15 protein-coding genes are annotated in these 15,007 nt (G+C 65.3%); 8 read left to right on the plus strand and 7 right to left on the minus strand.

The window, feature by feature from the left end; translation table 11 throughout:
• Positions 1–49: 49 nt before the first annotated feature.
• The 5 genes from C6Y53_RS13345 to C6Y53_RS13365 are packed head-to-tail and all read right to left on the minus strand — an operon-like array spanning position 50 to position 5,338.
• Complete coding sequence (locus tag C6Y53_RS13345; RefSeq protein WP_106472870.1) at positions 50–1,375, minus strand: NAD(P)/FAD-dependent oxidoreductase; 1,326 nt, start codon at positions 1,373–1,375, stop codon at positions 50–52.
• Complete coding sequence (locus C6Y53_RS13350; protein WP_106472871.1) at positions 1,372–2,190, minus strand: ABC transporter permease; 819 nt, start codon at positions 2,188–2,190, stop codon at positions 1,372–1,374. Before C6Y53_RS13350 ends, C6Y53_RS13345 begins: the two co-directional genes overlap by 4 nt.
• Positions 2,187–3,068, minus strand: a complete 882-nt coding sequence (locus tag C6Y53_RS13355) for an ABC transporter permease subunit (protein WP_106472872.1) — start codon at positions 3,066–3,068, stop codon at positions 2,187–2,189. Before C6Y53_RS13355 ends, C6Y53_RS13350 begins: the two co-directional genes overlap by 4 nt.
• Complete coding sequence (locus tag C6Y53_RS13360) at positions 3,068–4,213, minus strand: ABC transporter ATP-binding protein (protein WP_425300362.1); 1,146 nt, start codon at positions 4,211–4,213, stop codon at positions 3,068–3,070. The genes C6Y53_RS13355 and C6Y53_RS13360 overlap by 1 nt, the downstream gene beginning before the upstream one ends.
• Positions 4,214–4,252: 39 nt before the next feature.
• The gene (locus C6Y53_RS13365; RefSeq protein ID WP_106474107.1) at positions 4,253–5,338 is read right to left on the minus strand and encodes a polyamine ABC transporter substrate-binding protein; all 1,086 of its coding nucleotides are present in this window, start codon (positions 5,336–5,338) and stop codon (positions 4,253–4,255) included.
• A 167-nt stretch (positions 5,339–5,505) separates the two neighbouring features.
• Between C6Y53_RS13365 and C6Y53_RS13370 the strand changes: the two genes are divergently transcribed.
• Both C6Y53_RS13370 and C6Y53_RS13375 read left to right on the plus strand, forming a co-directional pair.
• Entirely contained in the window at positions 5,506–6,186 is a 681-nt protein-coding gene (locus tag C6Y53_RS13370) for a GntR family transcriptional regulator (protein WP_106472874.1), read from the plus strand.
• A 60-nt stretch (positions 6,187–6,246) separates the two neighbouring features.
• On the plus strand, positions 6,247–7,644 hold the full coding sequence (locus tag C6Y53_RS13375; protein WP_106472875.1) for an aspartate aminotransferase family protein: 1,398 nt from the start codon (positions 6,247–6,249) through the stop codon (positions 7,642–7,644).
• Here C6Y53_RS13375 and C6Y53_RS13380 read toward each other — a convergent pair.
• Positions 7,641–8,825 (minus strand): M24 family metallopeptidase, encoded by a 1,185-nt coding sequence (locus C6Y53_RS13380; protein WP_106472876.1) that lies wholly within the window; start codon positions 8,823–8,825, stop codon positions 7,641–7,643. The genes C6Y53_RS13375 and C6Y53_RS13380 overlap by 4 nt on opposite strands.
• Before the next feature lie 205 nt (positions 8,826–9,030).
• Between C6Y53_RS13380 and C6Y53_RS13385 the strand changes: the two genes are divergently transcribed.
• The 6 genes from C6Y53_RS13385 (at position 9,031) to C6Y53_RS13410 (ending at position 14,515) form a co-directional block, all read left to right on the plus strand.
• Positions 9,031–10,131, plus strand: a complete 1,101-nt coding sequence (locus C6Y53_RS13385) for an ABC transporter ATP-binding protein (protein WP_106472877.1) — start codon at positions 9,031–9,033, stop codon at positions 10,129–10,131.
• A gap of 46 nt (positions 10,132–10,177) precedes the next feature.
• On the plus strand, positions 10,178–11,281 hold the full coding sequence (locus tag C6Y53_RS13390; protein WP_106472878.1) for an extracellular solute-binding protein: 1,104 nt from the start codon (positions 10,178–10,180) through the stop codon (positions 11,279–11,281).
• Positions 11,282–11,354: 73 nt separating this feature from the next.
• Positions 11,355–11,645: a DUF1330 domain-containing protein gene (locus tag C6Y53_RS13395; protein ID WP_106472879.1), complete on the plus strand. Its 291-nt coding sequence runs from the start codon at positions 11,355–11,357 to the stop codon at positions 11,643–11,645.
• Positions 11,642–12,913, plus strand: a complete 1,272-nt coding sequence (locus tag C6Y53_RS13400; protein ID WP_106472880.1) for an ABC transporter permease — start codon at positions 11,642–11,644, stop codon at positions 12,911–12,913. The genes C6Y53_RS13395 and C6Y53_RS13400 overlap by 4 nt, the downstream gene beginning before the upstream one ends.
• Before the next feature lie 4 nt (positions 12,914–12,917).
• A complete protein-coding gene (locus tag C6Y53_RS13405) occupies positions 12,918–14,096 on the plus strand; it encodes an ABC transporter permease (protein WP_106472881.1) in 1,179 nt (392 codons plus the stop codon).
• A 29-nt stretch (positions 14,097–14,125) separates the two neighbouring features.
• Positions 14,126–14,515 carry a lysozyme inhibitor LprI family protein gene (locus C6Y53_RS13410; protein ID WP_244614835.1) on the plus strand — a complete coding sequence of 130 codons (390 nt, stop codon included), beginning with the start codon at positions 14,126–14,128 and terminating at the stop codon, positions 14,513–14,515.
• A gap of 19 nt (positions 14,516–14,534) precedes the next feature.
• On the opposite strand, the gene C6Y53_RS13415 is transcribed toward C6Y53_RS13410, so the two are convergent.
• Positions 14,535–14,981, minus strand: coding sequence for a hypothetical protein (locus C6Y53_RS13415; RefSeq protein WP_106472882.1), 447 nt, complete (start codon positions 14,979–14,981; stop codon positions 14,535–14,537).
• Positions 14,982–15,007 lie beyond the last annotated feature (26 nt).

A 15,007-nucleotide genomic window follows, 5' to 3' on the forward strand; every position in this document is an offset into this window, starting at 1 on the left:
GAACCGGGACCGGGATGCGGCACGGCCTGCCCGTTGTCAACGCCGCCGTTCACAGGTCGGTAGACGCCAGCCCGGCGTAAAGCGGTGGCATCAGCAGGCGCCGGAACCGGCCCAGCGGGAACCGGCCGGGCGGTCGGCGTATCACGTCGGGACAGTCCGGTGCGGCACGCCCGGTGGCCATTTCCTCGGCCACCAGCGCCCCGGCATGGCTGCCCATCGCCACCCCGTTGCCGTGAAAACCCAGCGCGGCGAACAGGCCCGGGCGGTCGGGCACCGGCCCGGCAAAGGGTGTCCGTGCCGCCGTCATGCACACGAAACCTGCCCACATATGTGTCGCCTCTACGTTGCGCCAGGCGGGGAACATGGCGTCGAAATGCCGCCGCAGCCGCTGCCGGTTGCCCGCATCGGCGCGGGGCGATGAGAGCAGCCCGCCGCGCATCCCGAACAGGAACCGTCCATCGGGCATCAGCCGGAAATAGTGCAGCAGGTTGCGGGTGTCATAGGCCATCTGGCCGCTGGTCCAGCCCTGTGCCGCACGCTCGGTATCGCGCAGCGGGCGGGTCACCATCACCGCGGATTGCGCCGGCAGATAGCGCCCGGACAGCCAGTCGGGCAGATCCTCGCTGGAATAGCCATTGGTGGCGACCAGCACCTGATCGGCGGCCATGCTGCCGCGCGGTGTCGTCACCCGCCATCCGGCCCCGTCGCGCAGGAGCGAGGTTGCCGGGCTGTCCTGATACAGGCGGGCGCCGGCGGCGGTCGCCGCGCGGGCAAGGCCGAACAGGTATTTTCGCGGGTTCAGGGCAAAACCCACCGGCAGGGTGAGCGCACCGTGAAACGGCCCGCCCATCCCCTGCGCCACGAGATCCTCGCGTTCGGTAACCTGCGCCGGTTGCCCCTCGGCGGCCAGGGTCCGGGCCTGGCGGCGCAGCCGCGCCATGTGCCGTGGCCGGTGGGCCAGGATGGTTTCGCCCTGCGAATGGGTGTCGGCATCGATGTCGTAACGTGCCAGAACGCGGGCCACGCGATCCACCGCGTCATGCTCGGCCTGCCAATAGGCGGCCGCGCTGGCGCGGCCCGCACGCCGCGCCAGCGCCCGTTCCGAGATCCGCGAACCGCCCAGGCAGCAGAAGCCGCCATTGCGGCCCGACGCGCCCCAGCCGGGTGGTCCCGCCTCAAGCACGGCGACCGTGGCACCCGCTTCGGCCAGTGCCAGCGCCGCGGAGAGCCCGGTGAACCCGGCGCCGATGATGGTCGCGTCCACCCGGTCCGATTCCGCCTGCGTCGGCCAGTCGGGCGCGGGTGCGGTGTCGTCCCACCAGCAATTGCCGCGTGGCCCCGGCCCGTAGGCATAGTCAGGAAAGATACGCCTCATTGCGCCCGTTCTGCGGCCCGTTCTTCGCTCTGCAGGCGCAGGCTGCGCCGCTTGGACACCAGCGAGGCGGTTATCACCCCGACGGTGACGATGCCGATCAGGATGGTCGACAAGGCGTTGATTTCCGGGCTGACGCCGAGCCGCACCGCCGAGAAGATCTTGATCGGCAGGGTGGTGGCCGAGGGGCCCGAGGTGAAGGACGCGATCACCAGGTCGTCGAGCGACAGGGTAAAGGCCAGCAGCCAGCCCGAGATCACCGCCGGCGCGATGATCGGCAGGGTGACGAGCCGGAACGCCTCGGCCTGAGAACAGCCCAGGTCCAGCGCGGCTTCCTCCAGCGACCGGTCGAACGTGACCAGCCGCGACGAAACGACGACCGAGACATAACACATCGAAAAGGTGGTATGCGCCAGCACGATGGTCAGCACGCCCCGGTCCAGCCCGATGCCGATGAACAGCAGCAGCAGCGACAGACCGGTGATCACCTCGGGCATCACCAGCGGCGCATAGATCATGCCGGAAAACAGCGTGCGCCCGAAAAAACGGCCCCCGCGCACCAGCACATAGGCCGCCATCGTGCCCAGCACCGTGGCGATGGACGACGAGAACACCGCCACCTTCAGCGTGACCCAGGCGGCGTTCAGGAACGCTTCGTTCTGCATCAGTTCGCCATACCACCTGGTCGAGAACCCGGCCCAGACGGTGACCAGCTTGCTTTCGTTGAAGCTGTAGATGACCAGGATGATCATCGGGATGTAGAGAAACGCGAATCCCAGCGTCAGCGAAACGGTGTTGAACCAGCTCAGCCGCCTCATTGGTCGGCCTCCGCCTGCTTCTGCTGGTTGCGCTGGAACAGCACGATCGGCACGATCAGGATCAGCAGCAGCACCACGGCCACCGCCGAGGCCACCGGCCAGTCCCGGTTCGAGAAGAATTCCTCCCACAGGACCTTGCCGATCATCAGCGTGCCCGACCCGCCCAGCAGCGACGGGATCACGAATTCACCCAGCGCCGGGATGAACACCAGGAACGACCCGGCGATGATCCCGTTGCGCGACAGCGGCACGGTGACCAGCCAGAAGGCGGACAGCCGCGAACAGCCCAGGTCCTCGGCCGCCTCGTTCAGCGATTCGTCCATGCGTTCGAGCGCGGCATAGATCGGCAGGACCATGAACGGAAGGTAGGTATAGACGATGCCGATATAGACCGCGGTGCTGGTGTTCAGGATCGTCAGCGGTTCGGAGATGATCCCGGTCCACAGCAGGAACTGGTTCAGGAACCCTTCGTTCGACAGGATCCCCATCCACGCATAGACCCGGATCAGGAAACTGGTCCAGAAGGGCAGGATGATCAGCATCATCAGCGTCGGGCGCCATTCCTCGGGGGCGCGGGCCATGGCATAGGCGATGGGATATCCGGCCAGCAGCGTCAGCACGGTCGAGATCAGCGCGATCCTGAGACTGCTCAGATAGGCCTTCCAATAGAGGGCATCGGTGGTCAGGAACCAGAAATTCTCGAAATCCAGGTCCTTCACGAAGGCCCGGATGCCGGTGGCCCAGTCGAATTGCGGCAGGTAGGGCGGGCGCATCAGCGCCGTATCCGACAGCGATATCTTCAGCACGATGAAGAAGGGCACCAGAAACAGCGCCAGCAGCCACAGATAGGGCACCGCGATGAGAAGGAACCGCCGCATCACTCGGCCAGCAGGACGCCGGCGGTGGCGGTCCAGGACAGCCAGACGGGGTCTTCCCAGGTGAAACTGCGCCGCGCGATCCGCCGGTTGTTGGCGGTCTGGGCCTTGATGAGCTGACCGCCCGGCAGTGCGACGTGATAGGTCGAGATATTGCCCAGATAGGCGATGTCATGCACCTTGCCCTGCACCGCGTTGGCGGCATCCGCGGGGCGTTCGGCGGAAATCGCGATCTTTTCGGGACGGATCGCCAGATGGCAGCGCCCGCTTTCGATCCGGCGGCCGGAATGCGCCGTCAGCGGCTCCAGGCCTTCGGCCCAGTCGATGCGATAGCTGTCGTCCCCCTGGTAGGCGGCGTTGCCGTCGATGATGTTCACCTCGCCGATGAAATCGGCGACATAGACCGAATTCGGTTCCTCGTAGATCCGCGCGGGCGGGGCGGCCTGGACGATGCGGCCCTGATCCATCACCGCGACGCGGCTGGCGACGGTCATCGCTTCCTCCTGGTCGTGGGTGACGATCACGAAGGTCGTCCCGGTGGATTCCTGGATATCCATCAGTTCGAACTGGGTATCCTGCCGCAGTTTCTTGTCCAGCGCGCCCAGCGGTTCGTCGAGCAGCAGCAGCTTGGGCGCCTTGGCCAGCGATCGCGCCAGCGCCACCCGCTGCCGCTGGCCGCCCGAGATCTGGTGCGGCTTGCGGCGCGAAAACCGTTCCAGCCGGGTCAGTTTCAGCATGTCCTCGACCCGCGCGGCGATGGCGTCCTTGGCCATGTCGGTCCGGCGCAGCCCGAAGGCGATGTTGTCCCAGACGCTGAGATGCGGGAACAGCGCGTAGGATTGGAACATCATGTTCACGGGGCGCTTGTTCGGCGGCACCGGCGCGATGTTCCGCCCGTCCAGTTCGATCACGCCCTCGGTCGGCGTTTCGAACCCGGCCAGCATCCGCATCATCGTCGTCTTGCCGCAGCCCGAAGGGCCGAGCAGGGCAAAGAACTCCCGTTCGAAGATGTCGATCGAAAGATCATCAATCGCGGTGAAGTCGCCGAACCGTTTGGTGACGTTCCGAAACCGGATCAGCGGGCTGGCTGCGGGATCATCCCAGGGGGCAAAGATGTCGGCTGGCAAAGGCGGCTCCTTCCTTGGCATCAAAAAGGCGGGCACAGGGCCCGCCTTCCGCGTGTCGTCTCAGGTGCCGGACTTGATCTTGGTCCAGAGCCGGGTCACCGCCCGCTGCACCTTGGGTGCGTAGGGGGTGGTGGTGTAGAGGTTCGCCATCGTTTCCTCGTCCGGGTAGATCGCCGGGTCGGAAATCACCTCCTCGTCGAGAAACTCCTGCGATGCCTTGTTGCCGTTGGCGTAGTAGACATAGTTCGACGCGGCGGCCATGTTCTGCGCATCCATGATGAAGTTCAGGAACACATGCGCCCCGTCCGGGTTGGGCGCATCGACCGGGATCGCCATCTGGTCGAACCACATCTGCGATCCGCTGTTGAAGGCGAAATAGCCGATCTCGACCCCGTTGCCGGCCTCGTCGGCGCGGTCGCGTGCCTGAAGCACGTCGCCGGACCAGCCGATCGCCACGCAGATGTCGCCATTGGCCAGCGCGTTGATGTATTCCGACGAATGGAATTTCTGCACATAGGGGCGGACCGCCATCAGCACGTCTTCCACCTTGCCGATCACGTCGACATCGTGGCTGTCGGGGTCCTCGCCGATGTATTTCAGCGCCATCGGGATGATCTCGGACGGCGAATCGAGGAAATGCACGCCGCAGGCGGCCAGCTTTTCCATGTTCTCGGGTTTGAGGACCAGGTCCATGCTGTTCAGCGGGGCGTCCTCGCCCAGGGCTTCCTTCACCTTGGCGATGTTCAGGCCGAGCCCGGTGGACCCCCACATGTAGTTGATCGCGTATTCATTGCCCGGATCGTACTGGGCGGTGCGTTCCGAGATCATGTCCCACATGTTGACGAGGTTGGGCAGCTGGTCCTTGTCCAGCTTCTGGAACGCGCCGGCGCTGATCTGGCGCTGCAGGAAGGTGCCGGTGGGCACCACGACATCATAGCCGGATCCGCCGGCCAGCATCTTGGTTTCCAGGACCTCGTTGCTGTCGAACACGTCATAGACGAGATCGAGGCCGGTTTCGGTCTCGAATTTCTCCAGCAGCTCTTCGTCGATATAGTCGGACCAGTTGTAGACCCGCACCTCGTCGGCGCCGGCGGTGGCGGCGGCCAGTGCCAGCGTGGCGGTCAGGCAAAGCGTTCCGGTTTTCATCCTGTTGGTTTCTCCCAGGTTGGGCCGGGTGTGTCCCGGCATAATTATTTGATCAAGTTTTGCCTGTTTCGGCAATAGCGGATATGTTCACATGCAAGTGGAAAACAGGCAAGAGCCGTTGGCGCCGGGCTGGGCGGCAGCGGTCCGCCCCTGCGATCGGAGGGCAAATGGAAACCGTGACACAGCAACCTAAAACACCCGCGGCACGGCCCGCGCCGGCCCATGAACAGGTCTATCGGCGCCTGCGCGAACAGGTCCTGTTCGGCGACCTGATCCCCGGCCAGCCGGTGACGATCCAGGGGCTGACCGAGGCGCTGGGCGCCGGCATGACGCCGGTGCGCGAGGCGATCCGCCGGCTGATCTCGGACGGGGCGTTGGCGTTTCAGGGCAACCGCCGGGTCAGCGTGCCCACGCTGAGCGCGGGGGATCTGGACCAGCTCCTGTTTCTCAGAAAAACCGTGGAAAGTGAACTTGTTATCCGCGCGTCCCGGCATGTCAAACCGGCGGTGATCGACGAGCTGACGCGCATTGATGCCCGGCTCGACGATGCCATTGCCGCCGGGGATGTGGCCGGATACCTGCGGCGCAACTACCAGTTCCACGCGGTGCTCTATGCCCAGGCGCAGGCCCCGGTGCTGGCGGAAATGACCGACCGGCTCTGGCTGCGGTTCGGGCCGTCGCTGCGGGTGGTCTGCGGGCGGTTCGGCACCCAGAACCTGCCCGACCGCCACAAGGAATTGATGGCGGCGCTGGCGGATGGCGATGCAACCGCCGCCGCCCGCGCGATCGTCAGCGATGTCGAGGACGGCATGGAGCAGGTGGCCGCGGTGCTGACCGGCCCGAACTGATTCGATTGACGCTGGAAAATTTGATCATATTATGGGCGAAATCGCCGAAGGAGCCGTGCCATGACCGTCATCACCAATCATCTGCCCACCGAAGACCTGCAAGCGCTGGATGCGGCGCATCACATGCACCCCTTTACCGCGGGCGGGGAACTGGCCGGCAAGGGCGCGCGCGTCATCACCCGCGCCAGCGGCGTGTTCCTGACCGACAGCGACGGCAACGAGATCCTCGACGGGATGGCCGGGCTGTGGTGCGTCAATATCGGCTATGGCCGCGACGAACTGGCCGAGGCGGCGGCCCGCCAGATGCGCGAACTGCCCTATTACAACACCTTTTTCCAGACCACCCATGTCCCGGCCATAGCGCTGGCGGCAAAGCTGGCCGAACTGGCGCCGGGCGACCTTAACCACGTCTTCTTCGCGGGCTCGGGGTCTGAGGCCAACGACACCAATATCCGCATGGTGCGCCATTACTGGTCGGTGAAGGGAAAGCCGCGGAAAAACATCATCATCAGCCGCGAGAACGCCTATCATGGCTCGACCATGGGCGGGGCCAGCCTGGGCGGCATGGTTCCGATGCATGAACAGGGCAGCCTGCCGATCCCCGACATTCACCATATCCCGCAGCCGGACTGGTGGGCCGAAGGGGGCGACATGAGCCCCGAGGAATTCGGCATCGCCCGCGCCCGGGAACTGGAACGGGCGATCCTCGAACTGGGCGAGGACCGCGTCGCCGCCTTCATCGCCGAGCCGGTGCAGGGGGCAGGGGGGGTGATCGTCGCGCCCGACAGCTACTGGCCCGAGATCCAGCGGATCTGCGACAAGTACGAGATCCTGCTGATCGCCGACGAGGTGATCTGCGGGTTCGGGCGCACCGGCAACTGGTTCGGGTCGCAGACGCTGGGTATCCGGCCCCATATCATGTCGATCGCCAAGGGGCTGTCGTCGGGCTATGCGCCGATCGGCGGGTCGATGGTCTGCGACGAGGTGGCCGAGGTGATCGCGCGGGGCGAATTCAATCACGGCTATACCTATTCGGGGCATCCGGTGGCCGCGGCGGTGGCGCTCGAGAACCTGCGCATCCTCGAAGAGGAAAAGGTGATCGACCATGTCCGCGACGTGGCCGCGCCGCATCTGCGGGCCGCTTGGGAGGGCCTGGCCGATCATCCGCTGGTCGGCGAGGCCAGGATCGTCGGCATGATGGGGTCGATCGCGCTCACGCCGGACAAGGCGGCGCGGGCCCGGTTCGCCGCCGGTGCCGGGACGGTCGGGCTGATCTGCCGCGAACGCTGTTTCGCCAACGACCTGGTGATGCGCCATGTGGGCGACCGGATGGTGATATCGCCGCCGCTGGTGATCACCCCGGCCGAGATCGACGAACTGGTCGCACGCGCGCGCAAGGCGCTGGACGAAACGCTGGATGCGGTCACCGCGCAGGGGCTGCTGCAATCCGCGGCCTAGGGTTTGACGAACAGCTTTCGGGGTCGGTCGCACAGGGTTTCGGCCGGTCCGCTGTCGCGGATCAGGATGGTTTCGGTGATCTCGAGCCCCCAGTCCTGCATCCACAGGCCGGGCATGAAGTGAAAGGTCATGCCCGGTTCCAGCACGGTTTCGTCGCCGTCGCGCAGTGAAATGGTGCGTTCGCCCCAGTCGGGCGGATAGCTCAGCCCCACCGGATAACCGCAGCGCGCGCCGCGTTCGATCCCGGCCCGTGTCAGCGGCGCGGCCAGGGCGGCGGCGATGTCGCAGGCGCGGTTGCCGGCCCGCGCGGCCTGCAGGCCCGCCTCCAGTCCCTCGACCAGCGCCGCCTCGGCGCGGCGGATATGATCGGGCGGTGAGCCCAGATACACGGTGCGGCAGAGCGGCGCGTGATAGCGGCGATAGCAGCCGGAGATTTCGAAGAAGGTTGCCGCCCCGGTCTCGAAGGGCCGCCCGTCCCAGGTCAGGTGCGGCGCGGCGGCATCGGCCCCCGACGGTAGCAGCGGCACGATGGCCGGATAATCGCCCCAGGCCTCGCCGGTGCCCCGGATCGCGTCGCGGTAGATCTCGGCGACCAGTTCGTTTTTCGGCAGGCCGGGCTCGACCCGTTCCAGCAGCCCGTCGACTACCTTTTCCGAGATTGCCGCCGCCTTGCGCATGAAGGCCAGTTCGGCGGCGGATTTCACCGCCCGTTGCCGGTTCACTAGCCCCGTGGCGTCGCGCCAGTGGGCGCCCTCCAGTTCCCTGGTCAGCACCGCCATGGCGCGAGCGGTGAAATAGTAATTGTCCATCTCGACCCCGATTCGCGCCCACCCGAGGCCGCAATCGGCCAGCAGCCGCGCGAGATCTTCCATCGGGTGGCAGGTGGCCGACTGCACATAGTGATCGGCATAGGACCGGATGTTGTCGCCAGCCATCCAGACCGTGCGCCGGGCGCCGTTGGCGTCCTGGCGCCGGCCCCACCAGATCGGGTCGCCCCGGGCCGGCAGCACCACCGCCTGATGCACATAGAAGGACCAGCCGTCATAGCCGGTGAGCCATGCCATGTTGGACGGATCGCTGATCACCAGCGCCTGCAACCCGGCCCGGTCCATCGCCCTGCGCGTCCTGGCGATCCGGGTGGCATACTCGTCCGTTTCGAAGGGTAATGCGGTGGCTGGCATGACATGTCTCCATCTGGTTGCCAGGTCGTGCGGCGGCCGCGCGGGGCCAGTCAAGTGGGCCGGTCATCATGCGACCCCCGTGCCTCTGCGGCCCCCGGAATTGGCCGCGATATTCGATCCGGTTGCAACCATGCCCTTTGCTGTGCTTACACTCACCCACAGACGATGCGGAGCAACCGCACGATAATAACAGGGGAGCCGCCTTTTGGCCGAAACCGGAAACCCGGAAGCGTTCGTCGAATTCGAGCGTGTTCAGAAAAGCTATGACGGCGAGACGCTGGTCGTCAAAGATCTCAACCTCGTGATGCCCAAGGGCGAGTTCCTGACCATGTTGGGGCCGTCCGGATCGGGCAAGACCACCTGCCTGATGATGCTGGCCGGGTTCGAGACTGCCACCCATGGCGATATCCGGCTGGACGGCGTGTCGATCAACAACATCCCTCCGCACAAGCGCGGGATCGGCATGGTGTTCCAGAACTACGCGCTGTTCCCGCATATGACCGTGGCCGAGAACCTGTCTTTCCCGCTGGAAGTGCGCAAGCTGGGCAAATCCGAGCGCGAGCAGAAGGTCCGGCGCGCGCTGGACATGGTGCAGATGGGCGAGTTCGGCGGGCGGCGCCCGGCGCAGCTCTCGGGCGGCCAGCAGCAGCGTATCGCGCTGGCGCGGGCGCTGGTGTTCGAGGCCGAGCTGGTGCTGATGGACGAACCGCTGGGCGCGCTGGACAAGCAGCTGCGCGAGCATATGCAGTTCGAGATCAAGCGCATCGCCGACGATCTGGGCATCACCGTGGTCTATGTGACCCACGACCAGACCGAGGCGCTGACCATGTCGGACCGGGTGGCCGTGTTCAACGACGGCGTGATCCAGCAGCTCGCCCCGCCGGACCAGCTCTACGAGGCGCCCGAGAACAGTTTCGTCGCCCAGTTCATCGGCGAAAACAACACGCTTGAAGGCGTGGTCCGGGAAATCAACGGCGGCGTGGCCGTGGTGCAGCTCGACGATGGCGAACTGATCGACTGCAAGCCGGTGAATGTCAGCCAGCCCGGCGAACGCACCCGCGTGTCGATTCGCCCCGAACGGGTGGAATACAATCGCGACCGCCTGCAGGACGGCGTGCATACGCTGAAGGCGGAAGTGCTGGAGTTCATCTACATGGGCGACATCTTCCGCACCCGGCTGAAGGTGGCGGGCAATGACGAATTCGTCATCAAGACCCGCAACGCGCCCGACGTGGACCGTCTGAAACCCGGCCAGCAGATCGAAATCGGCTGGCTGCCCGAGGATTGCCGCGCGCTGGATGCCTGAACGGCCCCGCGCGGTGGTAAGTGAAAATCAATACAGGGAGTATGAGATGTACAAGAAACCCATAGCTGCACTGGCGGCCTGCACGGCGCTGTGTGCTCCGGCCTTTGCCCAGGAGATGGCCAACGAGATGACGCTGGTCAGCTGGGGCGGTGCCTATCAGGCCAGCCAGGTCAAGGCCTATGTCGAGCCCTATCTCGAGATGCATCCCGAGGTGAAGGTGGTCTGGGACGAAAGCTCTGCCGAGGCGACCGCCAAGATGCGGGCCATGACCGAGGCGGGCAATGTCACCTGGGATCTCGTCGATGCGGTTGCATCGGACGCGATGCGCATGTGCGACGAAGGCCTGATCGAGGAACTGGACCATGACGCGGTGCTGGCCGCCGCACCCGACGGCACATCGGCATCCGAGGATTTCGGCGACCTGCTGGTCAGCGACTGTTTCGTGCCGCAGATCGTCTATTCGACCACCTTCGGCTATCGCACCGACATGGTGGGCGACACGCCGCCCAGCAGTGTCTGCGACGTGTTCGACCTCGAGAAATACCCCGGCAAGCGCGCGCTGCAGAAACGCCCGATCGACAACCTGGAATGGGCGCTCTACTGCGACGGTGTCGACAAGGACGAGATCTATGACGTGCTCAGCACCGACGAGGGCGTCGACCGCGCGCTGGCCAAGCTCGGCACGATCAAGGACAGCGTCGTCTGGTGGTCTGCGGGTGCCGAAACCCCGCAGCTACTCGCCGATGGCGAGGTGGTGATGGGCTCGACCTATAACGGCCGCCTGTTCTCGGCGATTGCCGAACAGGGCCAGCCGATCGGGATGCTCTGGGACATGCAGAGCTTTGACCTCGACGGCTGGGTCGTGCCCGCGAACCTGCCCGCCGACCGCCATGCCCGCGTCATGGATTTCCTGAAGTTTGCCACCGACACCCAGCGGCTGGCGGACCAGGCCAAGTTCATCTCCTACGGGCCGGCACGGAAATCCTCGGCGCCGCTGGTGGGGCAGCATGCCGACCTGGGCATCGACATGGCGCCGCACATGCCGACCGACCCGGCCAATGCGGGCAACACCCATATCTATGACTACGAATGGTGGGCCGACAACCGCGACGACCTGAACGCCAAGTTCCAGTCGTGGCTGGCGCAGTAAACCTATCCGAGCATGACAGCGGGGCGGGCCGATCTTGGCCCGTTCCGACCCCCGCGACCGGCAGGAGACACCCATGCCCAAAGGATACATCATCGGCCATATCACCGTGACCGATCCTGAGGCCTACAAGGACTATATCCGGCTGGACACGCCGATCCTCGAGAGGCTGGGCGGCCGGTTCGTTGTCCGGGGCGGCCCGTCCGATGTGCCGGAGGGCGAGAGCCATGACCGCCATGTCGTGATCGAGTTCCCGACCTACGCGGCGGCCAGGGCCGCCTATCACGACCCGGAATACCAGAAAGTCGCGGAGATCCGGCGCCGCAGCGCCGACAGCGTGATCATCGTGGTGGAGGGCGCTGAATGAGCGACGCCAGCGAGACCGGCCCGGTTCTGGCCGCCGACGGGACGCCGCTCAAACGCAGCCTCAGCCGCGCCCTGCGGATGCAGAAGATGCGGGCGCTGGCGCTGATCGCGCCGCTGCTGGTCTTCGTGCTGCTGACCTTTCTGCTGCCGATCGCCGACATGCTGTTCCGGTCGTTGGAAAACCAGATCGTGTCCGATACGCTGCCGCGCACCGTGGTCGCGCTGGCCGACTGGGATGCCGACAGCGGCGAGGCCCCCGGCGAACCGGTCTATGCCGCGCTGGCCGAGGACCTGCAGATCGCGGCAGAGGCCAAGATGCACACCCGCGTCGGGTCGCGCCTGAACTATGAGAACCCCGGCATTTCCTCGCTGTTCCGCAAGGCCGGGCGCAAGGTCAAGAAATGGGATATCGCCGCCGACGGGCCGTTCAGGGACAAGTTCCTGGATATGGACGACAAATGGGGCGACCCCGGCATCTGGCGCACCATCCAGTCCTATTCGCCGCGCTACACCAACGGCTATTTCCTGAATGCCGTCGATATGGAAAAGACGCCGGACGGGCCCGAACTGCGCCCCGAGAACGAGCGCATCTATTTCACGCTCTTCGCGCGAACCATGTTCATGTCGCTGATCATCTGCCTGTGCTGCATCACGCTGGGATACCCGGTGGCCTGGCTGCTGGCCAACCTGCCCTCGCGCAAGGCCAACCTGCTGCTGATCCTGGTGCTGCTACCGTTCTGGACCTCGCTGCTGGTGCGCACATCGGCCTGGAAGGTGATGCTGCAACAACAGGGCGTGATCAACGACACGCTGGTCTGGCTGGGTCTGGTGGACGATGCCAGCCGGCTGGTGATGATCAACAACCAGTTCGGCACCATCGTGGCGATGACCCATATCCTGCTGCCATTCATGATCCTGCCGATGTATTCGGTGATGCAGACGATCCCGCCCAGCTATCTGCGCGCGGCCAAGTCGATGGGCGCGACCAACTGGACCGCGTTCTGGCGGGTCTATTTCCCGCAATCGGTGCCGGGCATCGGCGCAGGCTCGATCCTCGTGTTCATCCTGTCGATCGGGTATTACATCACCCCGGAACTGGTCGGCGGCACCAAGGGCGTGTTCATCTCGAACCAGATCGCGTTCCATGTCTCGACATCGCTGAACTGGGGGCTGGCCGCGGCGCTGGGCACGATCCTGCTGGTGGTCGTGCTGATCCTCTACTGGGCCTATGACAAGATCGTGGGCATCGACAACGTGAAGCTGGGATAGGGCCATGAAGCTGACCACGATCGAAAAGCGCTCCGGCCGTTTTGTCGCCGCCGTTTGCGCCGCCGCCGGGGGTGTCGCGGGTCTGTTCGTCGGCACCTCGCAGGGCAACGGTGGCGCCGGGGTCGTTATCGGTGCGGTGCTGCTGGCCGTGATCGGCTTTGTCGTCACGCGCCTGCCCGAGAGCAGCGAGCGGCGGGTGCGATGGGTGGTGCTGGCCGCGTTTCTCGGCACCGGGTTCGCCATGGCCGGTCTGTCGGGCGCGGTGGTCGGCGCGCTGTTCGGCTGGTTCTTCGGCTGGTTCGCCTACTGGATCTGGCAGGGCCGGTATCGCGACGGGCTGGCGCCCTATCTCACGCCGGGGCAGGTGCTGTGGGAATACAGTTTCCTGTGCATCTGCGGGGCGATCTTCATCTTTCTGATCACGCCGATCCTGGTGGTGATGCCGCTGAGCTTCAACGCCCAGGATTTCTTTACCTTCACGCCGGAAATGCTGCGGTTCGATCCCGATGGCTATTCGCTGAAGCATTACCGCGACTTCTTTTCCAACGCGGACTGGCAGAACGCGCTGCGCAATTCGCTGCTGATCGCGCCGATGGCGACGCTGCTGTCGGTCTGTTTCGGGACGCTGGCCGCGATCGGGCTGTCGCAGCCCCATGTGCCGTTCCGCCGCGCGATCATGGCGGTGCTGATCTCGCCGATGATCGTGCCGCTGATCATATCGGCCGCCGGCATGTATTTCTTCTATTCGCGGGTCGGGTTGCAGGGCACCTATTTCGGCGTGGTGCTGGCCCATGCGGCGCTGGGCATCCCGTTCGTCATCATCACCGTCACCGCCACCCTGGTCGGGTTCGACCGGTCGCTGACGCGGGCCGCGGCGAATATGGGCGCAAACCCGGTGACGACCTTTTTCCGGGTGCAGATGCCGCTGATCCTGCCCGGCGTGATCTCGGGCGGGCTGTTTGCCTTCATCACCTCCTTCGACGAGGTTGTGGTGGTGCTGTTCGTCGGCTCGGCGGGGCAGAAGACGCTGCCCTGGCAGATGTTCACGGGCCTGCGCGAACAGATCTCGCCCACCATACTCGCGGTCGCGACGATCCTGGTCGCGATCTCGATCGCATTGCTGAGCGTGGTCGAACTCCTGCGCCGCCGGTCCGAACGGCTGCGCGGCATGAGCCCGGGCTGATCGGCCCGGAAAGAGACGGGGGATTGCGGATGAAACCTGTATCGTCGGTCGCGGCGCTGGCCGTGTGGGCGCTGCCCGTGGGGGCGATGGCGAGCCCGGACATGGAGTGCGGCGGCAGCAGCCAGATCGAAATCGCCGATTGTCTGGCAAAGGTCGAGGAGACCGTGGACGGTGTCGTTGCCTCTGCGCTGGGGTTTGCCACCGCGTCGGCACGGGAACTGGATCAGACCACCGGCCGGGACGTCGCGGTCAGGGCTCTGGAGGCGGGGCAGGCCGCGTGGAGCGCCTATCGCGATGCCCATTGCGAGTTCATCGGCGCGACCTATGGCGGCGGATCGGGCACGGGCATTGCCATCCGGTCCTGCCGGATCGAACTGGGCCGCGCCCGCGCCCGCGCCCTGATGGCCGCGTCCCGCTAGGCGCGGGTCGGCCGGGCCGTTACTTCGCCGCCGCCTTCTTTTCGGTCTTGGCGCAGTAATCCCAGTGTTTGCAGATCACCGACGGCGTGTAGCGCTGCACGGTTTTCTTGATGAACTTCGAAATCACGCTTTTCTCGTTCTTCGGGTCCAGTGTCCATTTCACGCTGCGGGCCTGCCACTTGCGGGCGACCTTTGCCTCGCAGACCATCTGCATTTCCTGGTCCACGGTCTTGCAGGCGCTCATCAGGTCCTTTTCATAGGCCTTCAGGTCGCGGCTGGCCTCTTCCGCCGCCTTTGCCAGGTCCTTGCCGGTGTTCAGCGCGGTTTCCAGGTGTTTCAGCGACTTCTTCAGCGGCTTGGGCACCTCGCCGCCCATGGATTCGATCGTCTTGATGAACTTCTTGATGTCCTTCAGCTGGACCTCGATCTTCTTCTTGTCCTTTTCCGTAAGACCCTTGTCGGCCATCGGTTTCTCCAATCTGATTCGCGAGC

Source organism: Pukyongiella litopenaei (assembly GCF_003008555.2).
Lineage (GTDB): Bacteria > Pseudomonadota > Alphaproteobacteria > Rhodobacterales > Rhodobacteraceae > Pukyongiella > Pukyongiella litopenaei.

What these genes read in the sequence shown, in the direction of transcription:
- C6Y53_RS13345 (WP_106472870.1), bottom strand. Translation starts at nt 1,375, where the DNA reads ATGAGGCGTATCTTTCCTGACTATGCCTACGGGCCGGGGCCACGCGGC.
- C6Y53_RS13350 (WP_106472871.1), bottom strand. Translation starts at nt 2,190, where the DNA reads ATGAGGCGGCTGAGCTGGTTCAACACCGTTTCGCTGACGCTGGGATTC.
- C6Y53_RS13355 (WP_106472872.1), bottom strand. Translation starts at nt 3,068, where the DNA reads ATGCGGCGGTTCCTTCTCATCGCGGTGCCCTATCTGTGGCTGCTGGCG.
- C6Y53_RS13360 (WP_425300362.1), bottom strand. Translation starts at nt 4,213, where the DNA reads ATGCCAAGGAAGGAGCCGCCTTTGCCAGCCGACATCTTTGCCCCCTGG.
- C6Y53_RS13365 (WP_106474107.1), bottom strand. Translation starts at nt 5,338, where the DNA reads ATGAAAACCGGAACGCTTTGCCTGACCGCCACGCTGGCACTGGCCGCC.
- C6Y53_RS13370 (WP_106472874.1), top strand. Translation starts at nt 5,506, where the DNA reads ATGGAAACCGTGACACAGCAACCTAAAACACCCGCGGCACGGCCCGCG.
- C6Y53_RS13375 (WP_106472875.1), top strand. Translation starts at nt 6,247, where the DNA reads ATGACCGTCATCACCAATCATCTGCCCACCGAAGACCTGCAAGCGCTG.
- C6Y53_RS13380 (WP_106472876.1), bottom strand. Translation starts at nt 8,825, where the DNA reads ATGCCAGCCACCGCATTACCCTTCGAAACGGACGAGTATGCCACCCGG.
- C6Y53_RS13390 (WP_106472878.1), top strand. Translation starts at nt 10,178, where the DNA reads ATGTACAAGAAACCCATAGCTGCACTGGCGGCCTGCACGGCGCTGTGT.
- C6Y53_RS13395 (WP_106472879.1), top strand. Translation starts at nt 11,355, where the DNA reads ATGCCCAAAGGATACATCATCGGCCATATCACCGTGACCGATCCTGAG.
- C6Y53_RS13400 (WP_106472880.1), top strand. Translation starts at nt 11,642, where the DNA reads ATGAGCGACGCCAGCGAGACCGGCCCGGTTCTGGCCGCCGACGGGACG.
- C6Y53_RS13405 (WP_106472881.1), top strand. Translation starts at nt 12,918, where the DNA reads ATGAAGCTGACCACGATCGAAAAGCGCTCCGGCCGTTTTGTCGCCGCC.
- C6Y53_RS13410 (WP_244614835.1), top strand. Translation starts at nt 14,126, where the DNA reads ATGAAACCTGTATCGTCGGTCGCGGCGCTGGCCGTGTGGGCGCTGCCC.
- C6Y53_RS13415 (WP_106472882.1), bottom strand. Translation starts at nt 14,981, where the DNA reads ATGGCCGACAAGGGTCTTACGGAAAAGGACAAGAAGAAGATCGAGGTC.